The sequence below is a fragment of the Pseudomonas vranovensis genome, assembly GCF_040438935.1.
Classification (GTDB): Bacteria; Pseudomonadota; Gammaproteobacteria; order Pseudomonadales; family Pseudomonadaceae; genus Aquipseudomonas; species Aquipseudomonas vranovensis.
In genome coordinates, this window is the sequence record NZ_CP159259.1 from 4,481,036 (window position 1) to 4,498,302 (window position 17,267).

Here is a 17,267-nt window from a genome sequence, read left to right on the forward strand (position 1 = left end):
ATGAAAGACTGGCTGGACGAGATCAACTGGAACAGCGATGGCCTGGTACCGGCCATTGCCCAGGACCACAAGACCGGGCGCGTGCTGATGATGGCCTGGATGAACCGCGAAGCATTGAGCCTGACCGCCACCGAGCAGCGCGCCATCTACTGGTCGCGTTCCCGTGGCAAACTGTGGCGCAAGGGCGAAGAGTCCGGCCATGTGCAAAAGCTGCACGAAATGCGCCTGGACTGCGACGCCGACGTGATCATCCTGATGGTCGAGCAACTGGGGCATATCGCCTGCCATACCGGTCGCGAGAGCTGCTTCTACCGTGTGTACGAAAATGGTGAGTGGAAAACTGTCGACCCGGTCCTCAAGGATCCCCATGCCATCTACAGCGCAGGACACTGACATGAGCGACACCCTGACCCGCCTGGCTGAAGTACTGGAGTCGCGCAAAGGCGCCGAACCCGACAGCTCCTACGTCGCCAGCCTGTATCACAAGGGCCTGAACAAGATTCTGGAAAAGCTCGGCGAAGAGTCGGTCGAGACCATCATCGCTGCCAAGGATGCCGCCCACAGCGGAGATTACAGCGATGTCATCTACGAGACCGCCGATCTGTGGTTCCATAGCCTGGTCATGCTCGCCGCACTGGGCCAGCACCCGCAGGCGGTGCTGGACGAGCTGGACCGCCGCTTCGGCCTGTCCGGGCACGCCGAAAAGGCCGCGCGCCAGCCTTCGGCCTAACTGAATTATCTCGAGGGATTGCACCATGGGTATTTTTGACTGGAAACACTGGGTTGTCCTGCTGGTCGTGGTGGTACTGGTGTTCGGCACCAAGAAGCTGAAGAACCTGGGCAGTGACCTGGGCGAATCGATCAAGGGCTTTCGCAAGGCCATGAACGAAGAAGAGTCCAAGCCTGCCGAATCGACCCCGCCGCCGGTGCAACCGGCACAGCCCGTCCAGCCCCAGGCCTCGCCGCTGAACCAGCCGCAGACCATCGACGGCCAGGCGCACAAAGTCGAAGAGCCCATCAGGAAAGATTGATCAATGTTCGGGATCAGCTTCGGCGAACTTCTGCTCGTGGGCCTGGTGGCCCTGCTGGTACTCGGCCCCGAGCGCCTGCCGGGTGCCGCGCGTACCGCCGGTTTGTGGATCGGCCGCCTCAAGCGCAGCTTCAATGCGATCAAGCAGGAGGTGGAGCGTGAAATCGGCGCCGATGACATCCGTCGCCAGCTGCACAACGAGCACATCCTTTCCATGGAGCAAGAAGCGCGCAAGATCCTCAACCCGCAGAGCGTGAGCCCGCAGCCGCCGGTAGCCCCGGCAGCCAGCAGCGAGACCGCCGCCGCGCCGACCCCGGCCAGCAGCGACACCACGCCAGCCGCCAGCGTGACCACCGAACCGACACAGCCCCCGCGAGCCCCATGAGCGATATTCCGGAAAACGACCAGCCGATGCCGCTGGTTTCGCACCTCACCGAGCTGCGTACACGCCTGCTGCGCTGCGTCGCGGCTATCTTCCTGATCTTCGCCGGGCTGTTCTCCTTCGCGCAGCAGATCTACACCCTGGTCTCAGCGCCCTTGCGCGCGCACTTGCCGGCCAATGCAACGATGATCGCCACCGACGTGGCCTCGCCGTTCCTGACGCCGTTCAAACTGACCATGATCGTCTCGCTGTTCCTCGCCATCCCGCTGATCCTGCAGCAGATCTGGGGCTTCATCGCCCCGGGCCTGTACCGCCACGAAAAGCGCATCGCCATTCCGCTGCTGGTCTCGAGCATTTTCCTGTTCTACGCCGGGATGGCCTTCGCCTACTTCCTGGTGTTCCCGCTGATCTTCGGGTTCTTTGCCAGTGCCACCCCTGAAGGGGTGTCGATGATGACGGACATTGCCAGTTACCTGGACTTCGTCATGACCCTGTTCTTCGCCTTCGGCGTCGCCTTCGAGATCCCCGTGGCCGTGGTGCTGCTGGTGTGGATCGGCGTGGTCGACGTGAAGTACCTGAAGAAGATCCGCCCCTATGTGATCATCGGCTGCTTCGTGGTCGGCATGGTCCTGACCCCGCCGGACATCTTCTCCCAGACCCTGCTCGCGGTGCCCATGTGGTTGCTGTTCGAGATCGGCATTCTGTTTGGCTCGTTGATCCGCAAGCGCAGCGCGCCACAGGATGACGCAGCCGACGACCACAACGACCAGCCGCCAGCGACCCAGCCGTGAACCTGTTGCTCCTCGAGGAGGCCGACTTCATCGCGGCTGACCGCGTCGTCCTGGCCGACCGGCGCTTTACCCACATGCAGGAAATCCACCGCGTGGCGGTGGGCGACAGCCTGCGCGTTGGACGCATCGGCGGATTGATGGGTGAAGCCCGGGTGTTGCGCCTGGAAGGTCACGAAGCGGAGCTCTCGGTCAGCTTCGACCGCGAACCGCCGGCCAAGCTGCCGCTGACCCTGGTACTGGCCCTGCCGCGCCCGAAGATGCTGCGCCGGGTGTTCCAGACCGTCGCCACCATGGGTGTGCCCACGGTGATCCTGGTCAACAGCTACCGGGTCGAAAAAAGTTTTTGGCAAACACCGTTTCTGGAGCCCGAAGCGATTCGCGAGCAATTGATACTGGGCCTGGAACAGACCCGCGACACCATTCTCCCCGAGATCATCGTCGAGAAACGTTTCAAGCCGTTCGTCGAAGACCGCCTGCCGGCCATCGCCGCGGGCACCCTCGGCCTGGTCGGCCATCCTGGTCCCTACCCCCCCTGCCCGCGTGGCCTTGACGAGCCGGTGACCCTGGCCATCGGCCCGGAAGGCGGCTGGATCCCCTACGAGATCGACCTCCTGGGCAAGGCAGGCCTTGCCCCGGTGCAACTGGGCGAGCGCATCCTGCGCGTGGAGACGGCGGTTACCGCCCTGCTCGCTCGTCTGTTCTGACTTCAGTTTTGCGATCCGGCGCCGATGCATGGGCACCAGAACAATAAATCGCCTCTGCCGATCGCAATGGAGTCCCACCATGTACCGTTGGTTAGCCCAAAACCTGGGTAACGTGAGCGTCAATCGTAAACTCGGCATCGGCTTCGGCCTGGTGCTGCTGCTCACCCTGAGCATTACCCTGACCGGCTGGCAGGGCATCAGTGGCGTGACCCAACGGGGCGACACCCTGGGTGGCATCTCCCAGGTGCTGGAAGCTACCCTGGACCTGCGCATCGCACGTCAGGGCTACCAATTGCGGGGCGACGAGGCCTCGGCCCAAACCCTCGACAACACGCTCACCAGCCTTGAACGCCAGTTGCAGCAAATTGACCAGCGCATCACCCGCCCCCGGGACAAACAGCACATCGAGCAGCAGAACCAGGCGGTGCGAGCGTATCGCCAGGCCCTGCAACAGGCTCAAGAGGCGGCAAGGCAGCGCGAAGCCAGCCGCCAGGTGATGAGCAGCAGCGCCGACCAGGCCGTGAAGCTCATTACCGAAGTCGAACAACAACTGCTCGGTGGCAGCGACCTGAACCTGTTCAACAGCGTTGTCGATGCGAGCAAGCTGCTGCTGCAGGCGCGCTTCCAGGTGCGTGGCTACACCTACAGCGCCAAGGCAGAATTCCAGCAGGCAGCACTCGAGTCCATCGACCAGGCCACTGCCCAACTGCGAACCCTGGCCGAAGTACTGCCCGCCAACTTCACCAGCAGCTTCCAGCAAGCCGCACGCTCCCTGGACAGCTACCGCGCAGCCGTCGTCCAGTTCGGCGTTGCCCAGGGCGCCAACGAGCAAGCGACGCAACACATGGCCGGCCTGGGCCAGACCCTGATCGACCAGAGCAAGCAACTGACCATTGCCCTGACCCAGGTACGCGATGAAGAATCGCAGCACGCCAAGTCCATGCTGACCCTGGCCACCGTGCTGGCCCTGCTGTTCAGCCTGCTGGCCGCCTGGGCCATCACCCGCCAGATCGTCATTCCCCTGCGCCAGACCTTGAATGCCGCCGACCGCATCGCCAGCGGCGACCTGCGCCAGGACCTCAACGTCGAGCGTCGCGACGAACTGGGCCAGCTGCAACGCAGCATGCAGCGCATGACTGTCAGCCTGCGCGAGCTGATTGGCGGCATCGGTGACGGCGTCACCCAGATCGCCAGCGCTGCCGAAGAGCTCTCGGCAGTGACCGAGCAGACCAGCGCCGGGGTCAACAATCAAAAGGTCGAGACCGACCAAGTGGCCACCGCCATGAACGAAATGGCCGCCACCGTGCATGAGGTCGCACGTAACGCCGAGGAAGCCTCCGAGGCAGCCGTGGTGGCCGACCAGCAGGCACGCGAAGGGGATCGGGTGGTGGGCGAAGCCATCGCCCAGATCGAACACCTGGCCCGGGAAGTGAACCACTCCAGCGAAGCCATGGGCCAGCTCAAGGCCGAAAGCGACAAGATCGGCAGCGTGCTCGATGTGATCAAGTCGGTGGCCCAGCAAACCAACCTGCTGGCCCTCAACGCCGCTATCGAAGCAGCGCGCGCCGGTGAAGCCGGACGCGGCTTTGCCGTGGTCGCCGACGAAGTACGCAGCCTGGCCCAGCGCACCCAGCAGTCCACTGAAGAAATCGAGCAACTGATCGCCGGCTTGCAGAACGGTACCCAGCAAGTGGCCACGGTAATGGACGCCAGCCGCAGCCTGACCGACAGCAGCGTCGAACTGACTCGCCGCGCCTGGCACGTCACTGGAGACCATCACCCGCACGGTGTCGGCGATCCAGGCGATGAACCAGCAGATTGCGGCGGCGGCCGAGCAGCAGAGCGCCGTGGCTGAGGAGATCAACCGTAGCGTGATGAACGTGCGGGATGTGTCGGATCAGACGTCAGCGGCCAGTGAAGAAACGGCGGCCTCCAGTGTGGAACTGGCGCGGCTGGGGAATCACTTGCAGATGCTGGTCGGGCGCTTCCAGCTGTAAACCGTTTCGCGGGGCAAGCTCGCGCCTACAGCCAGGAGCGTGCTTGCCCCGCGAAGGTTCTAAAGGACCTGACGCAAGAAGGCCTGCGCCCGCAGGTCTTTGGGCGAAGTAAAGAACTGCTCGGGTGGCGAGTCCTCCAGCAGCTTGCCGTGGTCGAAGAACAACACCCGATCCGCCACTTCCCGGGCAAAGCCCATTTCGTGGGTCACGCAGACCATGGTCATGCCTTCCAGGGCCAGGGTCTTCATCACATCCAGCACTTCGCCGACCATTTCCGGGTCCAGCGCCGAAGTCGGTTCATCGAACAGCATGACCTTCGGGTCCATCGCCAGGGCGCGGGCAATCGCCACCCGCTGCTGCTGCCCGCCGGACAACCGCGATGGGTACTCGTTGGCCTTCTGGGCGATCCCGACCTTCTCCAGCAGTGCCCGGGCCTTGGCCTCGCGCTCGGCCTTGCCACGCTTGCGCACCACCTTCTGCGCCAGGCACAGGTTCTCCAGCACGGTCATGTGCGGGAACAGGTTGAAGTGCTGGAACACCATGCCGACTTCGCGGCGGTAGGCGTTGACGTCAGTCCTGGGGTCGGCCAGTTGCAGGCCGTCGATGGCCACGGTGCCCTCGTCGAAGGACTCCAGACCGTTCAGGCAGCGCAAGAACGTCGACTTGCCCGACCCCGACGGCCCCAGCACCACCAGCACTTCGCCCTTGGCTACATCGGTACTGACATGATCGACCGCGCGCACCACCTGGCCACGGGTATCGAAGACTTTTACCAGATCACGGACTTCAATCACTTTGCGCAAGCCTCCGCTCGAGCCGGCTGGCCATGTGCGACAGCGGCAGGTTGATCAACAGGTACAACCCGGCCACGCAGAACCAGATCTCGAAGGTCGAGAACGAGGTGGTGATCGCTTCGCGCCCGCTCTTGGTCAGTTCGGTAATGGCAATCACCGACACCAGCGAGGTGTCCTTGACCAGGCTGATGAACTGCCCGGCCAGCGGCGGCAGCACGCGCTTGAAGGCTTGTGGCAATACCACATGGCGCATCGACTGGCTTGCGCTCAAGCCCAGGGAACGGGCTGCTTCGCCCTGCCCCTTGGCAATCGACTGCACGCCGGCACGGACAATCTCGGCCACATAGGCTCCGGTGAACAGCGCCAGCGCCGCCACCCCGGCAAACTCCCGGGACAGGTTCAGCACCGTACCGATGAAGAAGTAGAAAATGAAGATCTGCACCAGCAGGGGTGTGCCGCGCACCAGCTCGACGTAGACCGTGGACAGGTCACGCAGGGTCGGGTTGCTCGACAACCGGCACAGGCCGGCGAACAGGCCGATCACCAGGCCCAGTACGCCAGAGGCTACCGAGATCCAGATGGTGGTCCACAGGCCCCAGGCCAAGGGTCCGGCGGCCCAGTGATGGGTGACGCCGATCAGGTCGCCTTCGCTGACATCATCGCCACGCGACAGCTGCACACTGGTCTGTTCGACCTCGAATACCTGCTCGGCACCGCTCTCGTCACGCACGGTGACGGTGGCCATTGTGCCTTGAGGGGTAATCGACTCGATGGTGCCGTTTTCGGGGGCCCGCTGGGCAACTTCGGCCTCGTAGGCGAAGTATTGCGGCACCCGGTTCCAGCTCCACTCGTAGGAGATCATCGAGGTCGCGTAGTACAGGCTCAGCGCCAGGCCAACCAGGACCAGCGCGGTGAGCCCGTGCCAGGGCCACTGGGATTTTTTGTGTTTGATCACGTAAGGGTACTTCCGTAAAAGCGAACGCGCAGGGCCAGCCTGCGCGTCGGGTTTCAAGCCAGGCGCTGCGCCGTGGCCTTATTCCATGTCCTTGAGCCAGGCGGTGTCCTTGAACCACTTGTCGTGGATTCGATCGTAGGTACCGTCGTGCTTGATCTGGTGCAGGAAGTTGTTGATGAAGTTCAGGCTGTCGTAGTCGCCCTTCTTCAGGCCGAAGGCCAGGGGTTCGAAGGTGAACGGCTTGTCCAGGAATAGCAGCTTGCCGGCACCGGCCTTGTTCACGGCAACCACGTTATACGGTGCGTCGTAGACGAAGGCATCGGCCTTGCCGTTGACCACATCCATCACCGCTTCCTGCTCGTTGTCGTAGCCGTGGTACTTGGCCTTGCCGATCAGCTTCTTGGCGACCATTTCACCAGTGGTGCCGAGCTTGGAGGTCAGGCGGTATTTCTCGTTGTTCAAATCCTTGTAGGATTTGATCTCGCCCGCCAGTTCCTTGCGGATCAGCAGGGTCTGGCCGACCACGATGAAGGGTTCACTGAAGTTCAGCTTCAGGTTGCGTTCCTGGGTCAGGGTCATGCCGCTGCTGATGATGTCGAACTTGTCGGTCATCAGGGCCGGGATAATACCGTCGTAGGACGTGGAGACCATCTCCAGCTTGACGCCCATGGACTTGGCCATGGCTTTGAGGATATCGACTTCGAAGCCGACGATCTCGCCGCGCTTGTTGGTCATCTGGAACGGCATGTAGGTAGGGTCCATGCCTGCACGCAGGGTGCCACGCTTGACTGCATCATCAATAGCCCCGGCTGCCTGGGCGGCATTGACCGCAACCAGCGCCGTGACGCCGACCAGCAGCATCGACAGATACTTTTTCAACATCACCAGATCCCCCAGCAAGAAAGCTCGAATTTTATTTTTAGCGCGAATCGTCCTACAGGACGGTGCGAGATATTCGGAGGGGATGCTAACGCATGGACAGCGTTGTGGGTATCGGAAAAAGGGGGGAGATCATCGCGGTGCAAGCCCGCTCCCACAGTGGCTGTGGGAGCGGGCTTGCACCGCGATGAATCAGGCGCTGGCCATCGAAGGCTGTGCCACCGGCTCTGGATGCAGCGGCAGCAACGGCGAGTGCGGATCGTTGGCGATCGACTGACGCCACACGCTCAACCACGGCTCGTGCTTCTCATCCCACACGCGATTGTGCAGGCGAGCCAGGGCGACCGGGTCGCTGAGCAGGGCCAGGCGGGTGTTGCCGTCCAGGCCGGTCGGCCCCAGGTCCAGCGCTTTTTCGATGCGCTCGGCGCGCAGCGATTCGATCGGCGCTGCGACACCATGACGCGCAGTCGCCAGGGCGCAGGCCAGGGCGTTCTGCTGCGGGTCGACCACGGCACGGACGAAACCGTCGTGCATGGCGTGCCAGCGGTTCTCGTGGGTGTACTGGTCGGTGGCCAGCAGCTCGTGGGGCGTGGCGTATTCCTCGGGGATCAGGAACAGGCTTTCGTCCTTGGCACGCAGGCCCAGGTGTACGCGGCTGGAGATCACCGAGACCGGGATCGACAGCATCAGCGAACCTACGATCGGCACCAGCCACCACAGGAAGCTCGGGTTCAGCCACGCCACCAGCAGCGCCCAAGCCACACCCAGCAGGGTTTGCGGGCCATGACGGCGTACCGCTTCGCTCCACGGCGTTGAGTCGTCGTCACGCTGCGGCGAGTTCCAGGTCGCAGCCCACCCCAGGAACGCGGCGAGCACGAAACGGGTGTGGAAGATCATCCGCACCGGTGCCAGCAACATGGAGAAGAGCATCTCCAGCAGCATCGACAGGGTGACCTTGAAGCGCCCGCCAAACTCTTTCGCACCCTTGGCCCAGATCAGGATGACGCTGAGCAGCTTGGGCAGGAACAGCAGCACGATGGTAGTGGAGAACAGCGCGATGGCCTTCTCAGGGTGCCATTGCGGCCACAGCGGATAGAGCTGCCGTGGCTCGAGGAAGTACTGCGGCTCCATCAGGGTATTGGTCGCCAGCAAGGCCGTCGACAGCACCAGGAAGAAGAACCACAGCGGCGCCGACAGGTACGACATCACCCCAGTGAGGAACACCGCGCGGTGTACCGGATGCATGCCCTTGACCAGGAACAGGCGGAAGTTCATCAGGTTGCCGTGGCACCAGCGCCGGTCACGCTTGAGCTCGTCGAGCAGGTTCGGCGGCAACTCTTCATAGCTGCCCGGCAGGTCGTAGGCAATCCACACGCCCCAGCCGGCACGGCGCATCAGCGCAGCTTCAACGAAGTCATGGGACAGGATGGCGCCGGCGAATGCACCTTTACCCGGCAACGGCGCCAGGGCGCAATGCTCGATGAAGGGCTTCATGCGGATGATCGCGTTGTGGCCCCAGTAGTGCGACTCACCGAGCTGCCAGAAGTGCAGGCCGGCGGTGAACAGCGGGCCATAGACGCGGGTGGCGAACTGCTGCATGCGCGCATACAGGGTGTCCATGCCCGAAGCCTTCGGCGCGGTCTGGATGATACCGGCGTCCGGGTTGGCTTCCATCAACCGCACCAGGCTGGTCAGGCATTCGCCGCTCATGACGCTGTCGGCGTCGAGCACCACCATGTAGCGGTAGTCGCTGCCCCAGCGACGGCAGAAGTCGTCGAGGTTACCGCTCTTGCGTTTGACCCGGCGACGGCGGCGACGGTAGAAGATCCGCCCGAAGCCCTTGGACTCGCGGCAGACTTCAAGCCAGGCCTGTTGCTCGGCCACGGCAATGTCGGTGTCGTTGGTATCGCTGAGGACGAAGAAGTCGAAGCGGTCCAGGTCGCCCGTGGCCGCCACCGATTCGAAGGTCGCACGCAGGCCAGCGAATACCCGTGGTACATCTTCGTTGCAGATCGGCATGACGATGGCGGTACGCGCACCCGCCTCGATCGGCTCGTTACCGGCACTGCTGCCGGAAATGCGGTACTTGTCGCGGCCGGTCAGCAACTCGAGGAAGCCCATCAACGCGGTCCAGAAACCGGCCGAGACCCAGCAGAACAGGATACCGAACAAGATCAGGATGCTGGTCTGCAGCGCATACGGCCAGACCTGGGTCGCCGTTTGCAGCAGCGGCTGGTGCATGACTTCGTCAAGATCGACGAACGACCAGCCCTGGTACGGCAGGATGCCCTTCATGTACCAGCCGGCGACAATGGTCTGGCCGAGCATCAGCGTCAGCAGGATGTAGCGGCGCATGGAACCGACCCAGCGCCAGCGTGCCTTGGGCAGCTCGCGCTTGGCCGGCGCCGGGGCGTTGGTACGCCCGGTCAGGCGACGCCAGGCGCGGATCAGGATGTTGGTCCGCCATGGCTCGGGAATCACCCGGGTACGCTTGATCGGCGGCGTGGCCTTCAGGCACACGCGACCGCTGGCGTCGAGGCCGAGCATCTCGGCCTCTTCCATTTCAGCGGCGCTGGTCAGGGTCAGGCGGCTGCCCACCGACGCCTGCACGGCGTCGGCATCACGGACAGCTGGCTGCGAAGACAAACGCTGGTGCAGCTCGCTGAACGAGTTGCAGCTGGCAAGTTCTGCCCGCTGCTCGTCGCTCAGTGGTAGATGGGCCAGGTATTCGCCAAGCGATTCTGGCCGTGCTTGAGAGTTACTCATCGGCAGGCAACTGGTAGCTCCAGGTCTCGGTCAACACCTGTTCGGTGGTGGCCGGTGTCCCGGTGGTAGGCGCCGCGTCGGCGGCAGGTTGCTCGGCAGGCTTCTCGGCCTTGGCATGCTTGGCCGCAGCTTTTTCCTGCTTGGCGGTTTTAGCGGGCTTGGCCGGCTCGACCGGAACGTCACGCAGCAGCGCCGCGCGCATTTCAACCGACTTGCTCGGATCCTTGACCTTCAACCGCAGGGTCAGGCGCCAGCCTTTGATTTCCGGGTTGTAGCGCAGGTTGTTCTCGACCAGCTCGGCGTTGTCGCCAACACTGACTTGACTGCGCACAGCGGTGTCTTCCGGCAGTTTAGCCAATACCGGGCCTTCGAAGTCGACCAGGAAGGCAACGCTGCCGTCTGGCTGGCGAATCAGGTTGGATTGCTTGACGTCACCGGTGGAACGCAGGGTCTGCTTGACCCAGCTCAGGTTCGGCGAGTGGAACGCGGACTCGTCGATGGTCCAGTGCAGGCGGTAGGCGTATTCGAACGGGGTGCCTGGCTCCGGCAGTTTTTCCGGGCTCCAGAACGCAACGATGTTGTCGTTGGTTTCGTCGGCGGTCGGGATCTCGACCAGATCGACGGTACCCTTGCCCCAGTCGCCCACCGGCTCGATCCAGGCGCTTGGGCGCTTCTGATAGTTGTCGTCCAGGTCTTCGAACTGGCTGAATTCACGCTGGCGCTGCAGCAGGCCGAAACCACGCGGGTTCTCGACGCTGAAATTGCTCACGGCCAGGTGTTTCGGGTTGTTCAGCGGGCGCCACAACCACTCGCCGTTACCGGCGTGGATCGACAGGCCTTCGGAGTCATGCAGGGCCGGACGGTAGTTCAGCACCTTGGATGGCTGGTTGCCGCCGAACAGGAACATGCTGGTCAGCGGGGCAATGCCCAGACGGCTGACGTGGTCACGCAGGAACACCTTGGACTTGACGTCGACGATGGTGTCGCTGCCCGGACGCAGGGTCAGGCGGTAGGCGCCGGTGGAACGCGGCGAGTCGAGCAGCGCGTAGATCACCAGGTGCTTGTCGGCAGGCTTCGGGCGCTCGACCCAGAACTCGGTAAAGCGCGGGAATTCTTCGCCGGACGGCAGCGCGGTGTCGATGGCCAGGCCACGGGCAGACAGACCATACACATGGCCCTTGCCGACCACGCGGAAGTAGCTGGCGCCAAGCAGGGTCATGATCTCATCCTGCTTGTCGGCCTTGTTGATCGGATACAGGACACGGAAACCGGCATAGCCCAGGTTCTCGGTGGCCTTTGGATCGAACTGCACAGTACCGAAATCGAAGCGGCTCGGGTCGTACTTGATCTCGTTGACCGTGGTAGCCGTGACTTCGTTGATTTTCACCGGCGTGTCGAAGTGCATGCCCTGGTGATAGAACGACAGCTTGAACGGGGTTTTCTCATTCGCCCATTCGGCTTTCTCATTCAGGAAGCGGATCTGCTGGTAGTCGCCGTATTTCATGTCACGGAACACGGCCGGCAGATTGCTTTTTGGAGCCTCATATTTCTGTCCGGCAAGATCCTTCGCCTTGGCCGCGACATCGTCAAGGTTGAACGCCCAGAGCTGGCCGGCGCTGAACAGGCCTACCAGCGTAGCGCCCGCCAGCAGGGCCTTGCGCAGCCGATTGCCAGGAGTTCTTGGTGCATTACAGGGACTTACAATCACGAGCAACCCTCGCCGAAAACAGATCTAAAGAACCAACGGCCAGCGACAAATGCCAGGTTGGCGAGCACTGTTCGGACTCCGAAAGGGCGCAATGATTCCCCAAACGGTTCCAGACAGTCTCAAGTCAGAGTGAAACGAACCCACGAACGCAGGCCCAATAGCGCGCGATTATCCAGCAGGCTGCGTTACAACGCATCAGGCCAAACAAACTATTTCTGCCACAAAACCCCTTGTTTTCCTACAAACAGGGGTTTTTTGCCATCAGATTTGTAACATAAATGTTACGGGGCCATCATTGACCAGATGCACTTGCATGTCTGCACCAAATTGGCCACTGGCAACCGTTTCATGTTTGAGCCTGGCCTGGGCCAGCAGGTAGTCGAACAACTCGGCCCCCAGTGCCGGTGGCGCGGCGGTCGAGAAGCTGGGCCGCAGCCCGCTCTGGGTGTCGGCGGCCAGGGTGAACTGCGACACCAGCAGCAGACCGCCGCCGATGTCCTTGAGCGACAGGTTCATCTTGCCTTGCGGGTCGCTGAATACCCGGTAGTTGAGCAGCTTGTGCAACAGCTTGTCGGCGTGGGCCGGGGTGTCGCCGGGTTCGACCGCCACCAGCACCAGCAGGCCCTGGTCGATTGCCCCGACGGTTTGCCCTTCTACATCGACCCGCGCGCCACGCACGCGTTGCAGCAAACCCTTCATGCTTCTTCCAATGGCAGATCGAGCAGACGCCGGGCCATCTGGTCGGCAGCACGTACCAGGGCATCGGTGATGCCCGGCTCGGACGCAGCGTGGCCGGCGTCGCGAATCACCTTGAGTTCGCTGTTGGGCCAGGCCTGATGCAGCTCCCAGGCGTTGTCCAGCGGGCAGATCACGTCGTAGCGGCCATGCACGATCACCGCCGGCAGGTGGGCGATCTTCGGCATGTCGCGGATCAGCTGGTCGGGTTCGAGAAAGGCATTGTTGGTGAAGTAATGACACTCGATGCGAGCGATCGACAGCGCGCGCTGGGGCTCGGAGAAGCGATCGACCACCAGCGGGTTGGGCCGCAGGGTAGCGGTGCGCCCTTCCCAGGTGGACCACGCCTTGGCGGCGTGCATCTGGGCGATCTGGTCGTTGCCGGTCAGGCGCTTGTGGAAGGCCTTGACCAGGTCATCACGCTCTTCGGCCGGGATCGGGGCAATGTAGTCCTGCCAATAGTCCGGGAACAGGCGGCTGGCGCCTGCCTGGTAGAACCACTCGATCTCTTGCGGGCGGCACAGGAAGATGCCGCGCAGAATCAGCCCGTGAACGCGCTCGGGGTGGGTCTGGGCGTAGGCCAGGGCCAGGGTCGAACCCCAGGAGCCGCCGAACAGCACCCACTTGTCGATGCCCAGGTGCTTGCGGATGCGCTCGATGTCTTCGACCAGGTGCCAGGTGGTGTTGTTTTCCAGACTGGCATGGGGGGTCGAGCGACCACAGCCACGCTGATCGAAGGTGATGATCCGGTACAGGTTGGGGTCGAAGTAGCAGCGGCTCTGGGCATCGCAGCCTGCACCCGGGCCACCGTGGATGAACAACACCGGCAGACCTTCCGGCGAACCGCTCTCGTCGACATACAGCACATGCGGTGCTTCCACGGCCAGATCGTGCCGGGCGTAGGGTTTGATCTGCGGGTACAAGGTCTGCATTACGCACTCCGTGTGGGAATTATTCTGCCGTTGGGCATCATAAACCCGAATTGCGCTTTGAGCATCATCACCACTGCGCCTACAGCGCTAGTGGGCCTTGCCCCAGGCCAGCATAGTCTCCAGCAACTGCTTCAATACCACCTGGGTCGGCTGGGCCAGGTCTTCGCGGTACTTGAACGGTTCGACCTCTTCCATGTAGGTGCTCTGCGCCAGTTCCAGCTGCACCGCATGGATGTTGTTGGCCGGGTCGCCATAGTGACGGGTGATATGCCCACCCTTGAAACGACCATTGAGCACGTGGCTGTACTGGTCGGCCCTGGCGCAAACCGCTTGCAGGCGCTCGGCCAGCTGCGGAGCACAACTGGCGCCGTTGAAGGTGCCCAGGTTGAAGTCCGGCAACTTGCCGTCGAACAGATGCGGGATATGCGAACGGATCGAGTGGGCATCCCACAGCAGTGCGTAACCGAACTGCTTTTTCAGGCGATCCAGTTCACTGCGGATGGTGTTGTGATAAGGACGCCAGATGCCTTCCAGGTACTCGGCCCGCTCTTCGGCCGACGGCTCCTTGCCCGCCTCGAACAGCGGCTCGCCTTCGAACAGGGTGGCCGGGTACAGCCCGGTGGTGGCGCCGGCGTACAAGGGTTTGTCATCGTCCGGGCGGTTCAGGTCGATGACAAAGCGCGAGTACTCGGCCGCCACCACGCTGGCGCCCAGTTCACGGGCAAAGTCGTACAACTGCGGAATGTACCAGTCGGTGTCCGGCAGGCTTTGCGCCTGCGCCACCAGCCCGGCTTTAACCACGGGGGTCAGGCGCAAACCGGCATGGGGCATGCTGATCAGCAGCGGCAGGCTGCCCTGGTGAAAACTCAGTACCTTGTCCATAGGCCCTCCTTCAATCAGTTGAAAATTTCATGGCCCCGGCGCACCACCCGCTTGGGCAGGTCGCCGCCCAGCCAGTACGACAGGTCTGCCGGGCGCTCGATCTGCCAGGCGACAAAGTCAGCCACCTTGCCGACTTCCAGCGAGCCATGGCTATGGCCCAGGCCCAGGGCCGTGGCGGCATGCAGAGTAACACCGGCCAGGGCTTCTTCCGGGGTCATACGGAACAGCGTGCAGGCCATGTTGAGCATCAGTCGCAACGACAGCCCTGGTGAGGTACCCGGGTTGAGGTCGCTGGCGATGGCGATTTTCACCCCGTGCGTGCGCAAGGCATCCATGGGCGGCAGCTGGGTTTCACGCAAGAAGTAGAAGGCGCCGGGCAGCAACACCGCCACGGTCCCCGACGCAGCCATGGCGATGGCATCGTCTTCGGTCATGAACTCCAGGTGATCGGCCGACAACGCCTGGTATCGCGCGGCCAGGCTCGAGCCCGCCAGCGACGACAGTTGCTCGGCGTGCAGCTTGACCGGCAGTTTCAGCGCATGGGCCGTGATGAACACCCGCTCGACCTGGGCCGGGGAAAAGGCCAGGTACTCGCAGAACGCATCCACGGCATCGACCAGCCCTTCGGCAGCCAGGGCGGGGAGCATTTCGTCGCAGATGTGGGTGATGTAGTCGTCGGCGCGATCCTTGTACTCAGCCGGCAAGGCATGGGCGGCCAGGCAGGTGCTGCGCACGGTAACCGGCAGCTCCTCGCCCAGGCGACGGGCCACCTTGAGCATCTTGCGCTCGTTGGCCAGGTCCAGGCCGTAGCCAGACTTCACCTCAAGGGTGGTCACGCCATCGCGCATCAGCGCCTGCACCCGCTGGCGGGCACTGGCGAACAGTTCATCTTCGCTGGCTGCGCGGGTAGCCCGCACGGTGCTGGCAATGCCGCCGCCCTGGGCGGCGATCTCGGCGTAGCTCACGCCTTGGAGGCGCTGCTCGAACTCGCCGCTGCGATTGCCACCGAACACCGCGTGGGTGTGGCAGTCGATCAGCCCCGGCGTGACCCAGGCACCGCCCAGGTCCACGGTTCTGTCAGCGGTAATGGCCGGTAGCGCCTGGCGCGGGCCGATCCACTCGATGTGGCCGGCGCTGGTGACTATCGCCGCATCCTCGATGATCGAATAGCTGCCTTGGGCCATGCTCGCCACATGGCAGTGCTGCCAGAGGGTTTTCATGGAGTGTCTCCGTTGTTAGCGGTGAGATTGAGAAGGATCCTGGGCCAGAGGCAATTCGCCCTTGGCTGCCCGCGGCTTGCACCACAGCAGGTAGGAAGCGACCAGGAACAGCACCCAGACCACGCCCACCAGCAACGCTGCCTGAGTATCAGGGAAGTAACCGAGCACGCCGAACACGAACAGCATGAAGGCAATTGCCGCTGCCGGCCCGTATGGCCAGAACGGCACCGGGAACTTGAGCTGGGCCACCTCTTCACGGCTCATGCTGCGACGCATGGCAACCTGGGTCACCAGAATCATCAGCCAGACCCAGACAGTAGCAAAGGTGGCGATCGAGGCAATCAGCAGGAACACGTTTTCCGGGATCAAGTAGTTGAGCACCACACCCCCGAGCAGGGCGGCGCCCATGACCATCACGGTCATCCACGGTACGCCGTGACGGGAAATCTTGGCGAAGCCTTTGGGTGCATGGCCTTGCTGTGCCAGGCCGTACATCATCCGACCGGCACCGAAGATGTCACTGTTGATGGCCGATACCGCTGCCGAAATCACCACGATGTTCAGCACAGTCGCCGCCGAGCCGATGCCCAGGTTGCTGAAGATCTGCACGAACGGGCTGCCCTGGCTGCCGATCTGTGGCCATGGGTACAGGCACATCAGCACGAACAAGGTGAGGATGTAGAACAGCAGGATGCGCAGCGGCACGGCGTTGATCGCCTTGGGGATGACGCGCTGCGGATCCTTGGCCTCGCCGGCGGTGATGCCGATGATTTCGATGCCGCCGAAGGCGAACATCACCACGGCAAACGAGGCGATCAGGCCGCCGATGCCATTGGGCATGAAACCGCCATGCTCGAACAGGTTACTGACGCCCACCACGTTTCCGGCATCGGCATTGCTCAGCCCGAACGCCATGATGCCGAAACCGGCCAGGATCATTGCAACGATGGCACCGACCTTGAGCAAGGACAGCCAGAATTCCATCTCGCCAAACACCTTGACGTTGCACAGGTTCAGGCCGCCGATCAGGAAGACAATGCCCAGCACCCAGATCCAGCGGGCCACCTCCGGAAACCAGAAGCCCATATAGATGCCGAACGCCGTGACGTCGGCCAGGCAGACGATGATCATTTCAAAGGCGTAGGTCCACCCCAGGATGAACCCGGACATCGGCCCCAGGTAGGTGTTGGCGTACTGGCCGAAAGAGCCGGACACCGGGTTGTGTACGGCCATTTCACCCAGCGCGCGCATGACCATGAAGACCGCGGCGCCCCCAATCAGATAGGCCAGCAATACGGCCGGGCCGGCCATCTGGATGGCCGAGGCAGAACCGTAGAACAGACCGGTTCCGATCGCCGATCCCAATGCCATGAAGCGAATATGACGCGCGTTCAATCCGCGCGTGAGTCCTTGTGCTTGAGTGTGCATTTCGCGTCCTGTTTTTGTTGTAGGCGAAAAGCGGCACGGACCGATGAAGGTCCGTGCGGCAGGT

16 protein-coding genes and 1 pseudogene are annotated in these 17,267 nt (G+C 62.9%); 7 read left to right on the forward strand and 10 right to left on the reverse strand.

The features are described 5' to 3' along the window. The 7 genes and pseudogenes from hisI to ABVN19_RS20835 all read left to right on the forward strand — a co-directional run bounded on the left by hisI (position 1) and on the right by ABVN19_RS20835 (position 4,904). Positions 1 to 393: a phosphoribosyl-AMP cyclohydrolase gene (gene hisI, locus ABVN19_RS20805; protein WP_028945559.1), complete on the forward strand. Its 393-nt coding sequence runs from the start codon at positions 1 to 3 to the stop codon at positions 391 to 393. Between the two features lies 1 nt (position 394). Beyond that, positions 395 to 730, forward strand: a complete 336-nt coding sequence (locus tag ABVN19_RS20810; RefSeq protein ID WP_028945558.1) for a phosphoribosyl-ATP diphosphatase — start codon at positions 395 to 397, stop codon at positions 728 to 730. 25 nt (positions 731 to 755) lie between these two features. Further along, positions 756 to 1,031 carry a twin-arginine translocase TatA/TatE family subunit gene (locus ABVN19_RS20815; RefSeq protein WP_028945557.1) on the forward strand — a complete coding sequence of 92 codons (276 nt, stop codon included), beginning with the start codon at positions 756 to 758 and terminating at the stop codon, positions 1,029 to 1,031. A gap of 3 nt (positions 1,032 to 1,034) precedes the next feature. Then, positions 1,035 to 1,415, forward strand: a complete 381-nt coding sequence (gene tatB / locus ABVN19_RS20820; RefSeq protein ID WP_028945556.1) for a Sec-independent protein translocase protein TatB — start codon at positions 1,035 to 1,037, stop codon at positions 1,413 to 1,415. Next, positions 1,412 to 2,203, forward strand: a complete 792-nt coding sequence (tatC, locus tag ABVN19_RS20825; protein WP_105642371.1) for a twin-arginine translocase subunit TatC — start codon at positions 1,412 to 1,414, stop codon at positions 2,201 to 2,203. The genes tatB and tatC overlap by 4 nt, the downstream gene beginning before the upstream one ends. Continuing rightward, on the forward strand, positions 2,200 to 2,907 hold the full coding sequence (locus tag ABVN19_RS20830) for a 16S rRNA (uracil(1498)-N(3))-methyltransferase (protein ID WP_028945554.1): 708 nt from the start codon (positions 2,200 to 2,202) through the stop codon (positions 2,905 to 2,907). Before tatC ends, ABVN19_RS20830 begins: the two co-directional genes overlap by 4 nt. A 79-nt stretch (positions 2,908 to 2,986) precedes the next feature. Then, positions 2,987 to 4,904: pseudogene (locus ABVN19_RS20835) on the forward strand (methyl-accepting chemotaxis protein). A 59-nt stretch (positions 4,905 to 4,963) separates the two neighbouring features. On the opposite strand, the gene ABVN19_RS20840 reads toward ABVN19_RS20835, so the two are convergent. From ABVN19_RS20840 to ABVN19_RS20885, 10 genes are all read right to left on the reverse strand, one after another. After that, the gene (locus ABVN19_RS20840) at positions 4,964 to 5,698 is read right to left on the reverse strand and encodes an amino acid ABC transporter ATP-binding protein (protein WP_028945552.1); all 735 of its coding nucleotides are present in this window, start codon (positions 5,696 to 5,698) and stop codon (positions 4,964 to 4,966) included. After that, a complete protein-coding gene (locus tag ABVN19_RS20845) occupies positions 5,691 to 6,653 on the reverse strand; it encodes an amino acid ABC transporter permease (RefSeq protein WP_105642372.1) in 963 nt (320 codons plus the stop codon). The genes ABVN19_RS20840 and ABVN19_RS20845 overlap by 8 nt, the downstream gene beginning before the upstream one ends. A 78-nt stretch (positions 6,654 to 6,731) precedes the next feature. After that, positions 6,732 to 7,532, reverse strand: a complete 801-nt coding sequence (locus ABVN19_RS20850) for a transporter substrate-binding domain-containing protein (RefSeq protein WP_028945550.1) — start codon at positions 7,530 to 7,532, stop codon at positions 6,732 to 6,734. 192 nt (positions 7,533 to 7,724) lie between these two features. After that, positions 7,725 to 10,298 carry a glucans biosynthesis glucosyltransferase MdoH gene (gene mdoH, locus ABVN19_RS20855; RefSeq protein WP_028945549.1) on the reverse strand — a complete coding sequence of 858 codons (2,574 nt, stop codon included), beginning with the start codon at positions 10,296 to 10,298 and terminating at the stop codon, positions 7,725 to 7,727. Beyond that, positions 10,291 to 12,006, reverse strand: a complete 1,716-nt coding sequence (locus ABVN19_RS20860) for a glucan biosynthesis protein G (RefSeq protein WP_084168032.1) — start codon at positions 12,004 to 12,006, stop codon at positions 10,291 to 10,293. Before ABVN19_RS20860 ends, mdoH begins: the two co-directional genes overlap by 8 nt. 261 nt (positions 12,007 to 12,267) lie before the next feature. Continuing rightward, positions 12,268 to 12,705 (reverse strand): D-aminoacyl-tRNA deacylase, encoded by a 438-nt coding sequence (gene dtd, locus ABVN19_RS20865; RefSeq protein WP_028945547.1) that lies wholly within the window; start codon positions 12,703 to 12,705, stop codon positions 12,268 to 12,270. Then, entirely contained in the window at positions 12,702 to 13,673 is a 972-nt protein-coding gene (gene pip, locus ABVN19_RS20870; RefSeq protein ID WP_028945546.1) for a prolyl aminopeptidase, read from the reverse strand. Before pip ends, dtd begins: the two co-directional genes overlap by 4 nt. Positions 13,674 to 13,760: 87 nt before the next feature. Then, a complete protein-coding gene (gene hutG / locus ABVN19_RS20875) occupies positions 13,761 to 14,555 on the reverse strand; it encodes an N-formylglutamate deformylase (protein WP_028945545.1) in 795 nt (264 codons plus the stop codon). A 14-nt stretch (positions 14,556 to 14,569) separates the two neighbouring features. Further along, on the reverse strand, positions 14,570 to 15,775 hold the full coding sequence (gene hutI, locus ABVN19_RS20880; protein WP_028945544.1) for an imidazolonepropionase: 1,206 nt from the start codon (positions 15,773 to 15,775) through the stop codon (positions 14,570 to 14,572). A 15-nt stretch (positions 15,776 to 15,790) separates the two neighbouring features. Continuing rightward, the gene (locus ABVN19_RS20885; RefSeq protein WP_028945543.1) at positions 15,791 to 17,203 is read right to left on the reverse strand and encodes an amino acid permease; all 1,413 of its coding nucleotides are present in this window, start codon (positions 17,201 to 17,203) and stop codon (positions 15,791 to 15,793) included. Positions 17,204 to 17,267: the final 64 nt, after the last annotated feature.

What these genes read in the sequence shown, in the direction of transcription:
- hutG (WP_028945545.1), bottom strand. Translation starts at nt 14,555, where the DNA reads ATGGACAAGGTACTGAGTTTTCACCAGGGCAGCCTGCCGCTGCTGATC.
- hisI (WP_028945559.1), top strand. Translation starts at nt 1, where the DNA reads ATGAAAGACTGGCTGGACGAGATCAACTGGAACAGCGATGGCCTGGTA.
- tatB (WP_028945556.1), top strand. Translation starts at nt 1,035, where the DNA reads ATGTTCGGGATCAGCTTCGGCGAACTTCTGCTCGTGGGCCTGGTGGCC.
- ABVN19_RS20810 (WP_028945558.1), top strand. Translation starts at nt 395, where the DNA reads ATGAGCGACACCCTGACCCGCCTGGCTGAAGTACTGGAGTCGCGCAAA.
- ABVN19_RS20885 (WP_028945543.1), bottom strand. Translation starts at nt 17,203, where the DNA reads ATGCACACTCAAGCACAAGGACTCACGCGCGGATTGAACGCGCGTCAT.
- pip (WP_028945546.1), bottom strand. Translation starts at nt 13,673, where the DNA reads ATGCAGACCTTGTACCCGCAGATCAAACCCTACGCCCGGCACGATCTG.
- tatC (WP_105642371.1), top strand. Translation starts at nt 1,412, where the DNA reads ATGAGCGATATTCCGGAAAACGACCAGCCGATGCCGCTGGTTTCGCAC.
- mdoH (WP_028945549.1), bottom strand. Translation starts at nt 10,298, where the DNA reads ATGAGTAACTCTCAAGCACGGCCAGAATCGCTTGGCGAATACCTGGCC.
- dtd (WP_028945547.1), bottom strand. Translation starts at nt 12,705, where the DNA reads ATGAAGGGTTTGCTGCAACGCGTGCGTGGCGCGCGGGTCGATGTAGAA.
- hutI (WP_028945544.1), bottom strand. Translation starts at nt 15,775, where the DNA reads ATGAAAACCCTCTGGCAGCACTGCCATGTGGCGAGCATGGCCCAAGGC.
- ABVN19_RS20815 (WP_028945557.1), top strand. Translation starts at nt 756, where the DNA reads ATGGGTATTTTTGACTGGAAACACTGGGTTGTCCTGCTGGTCGTGGTG.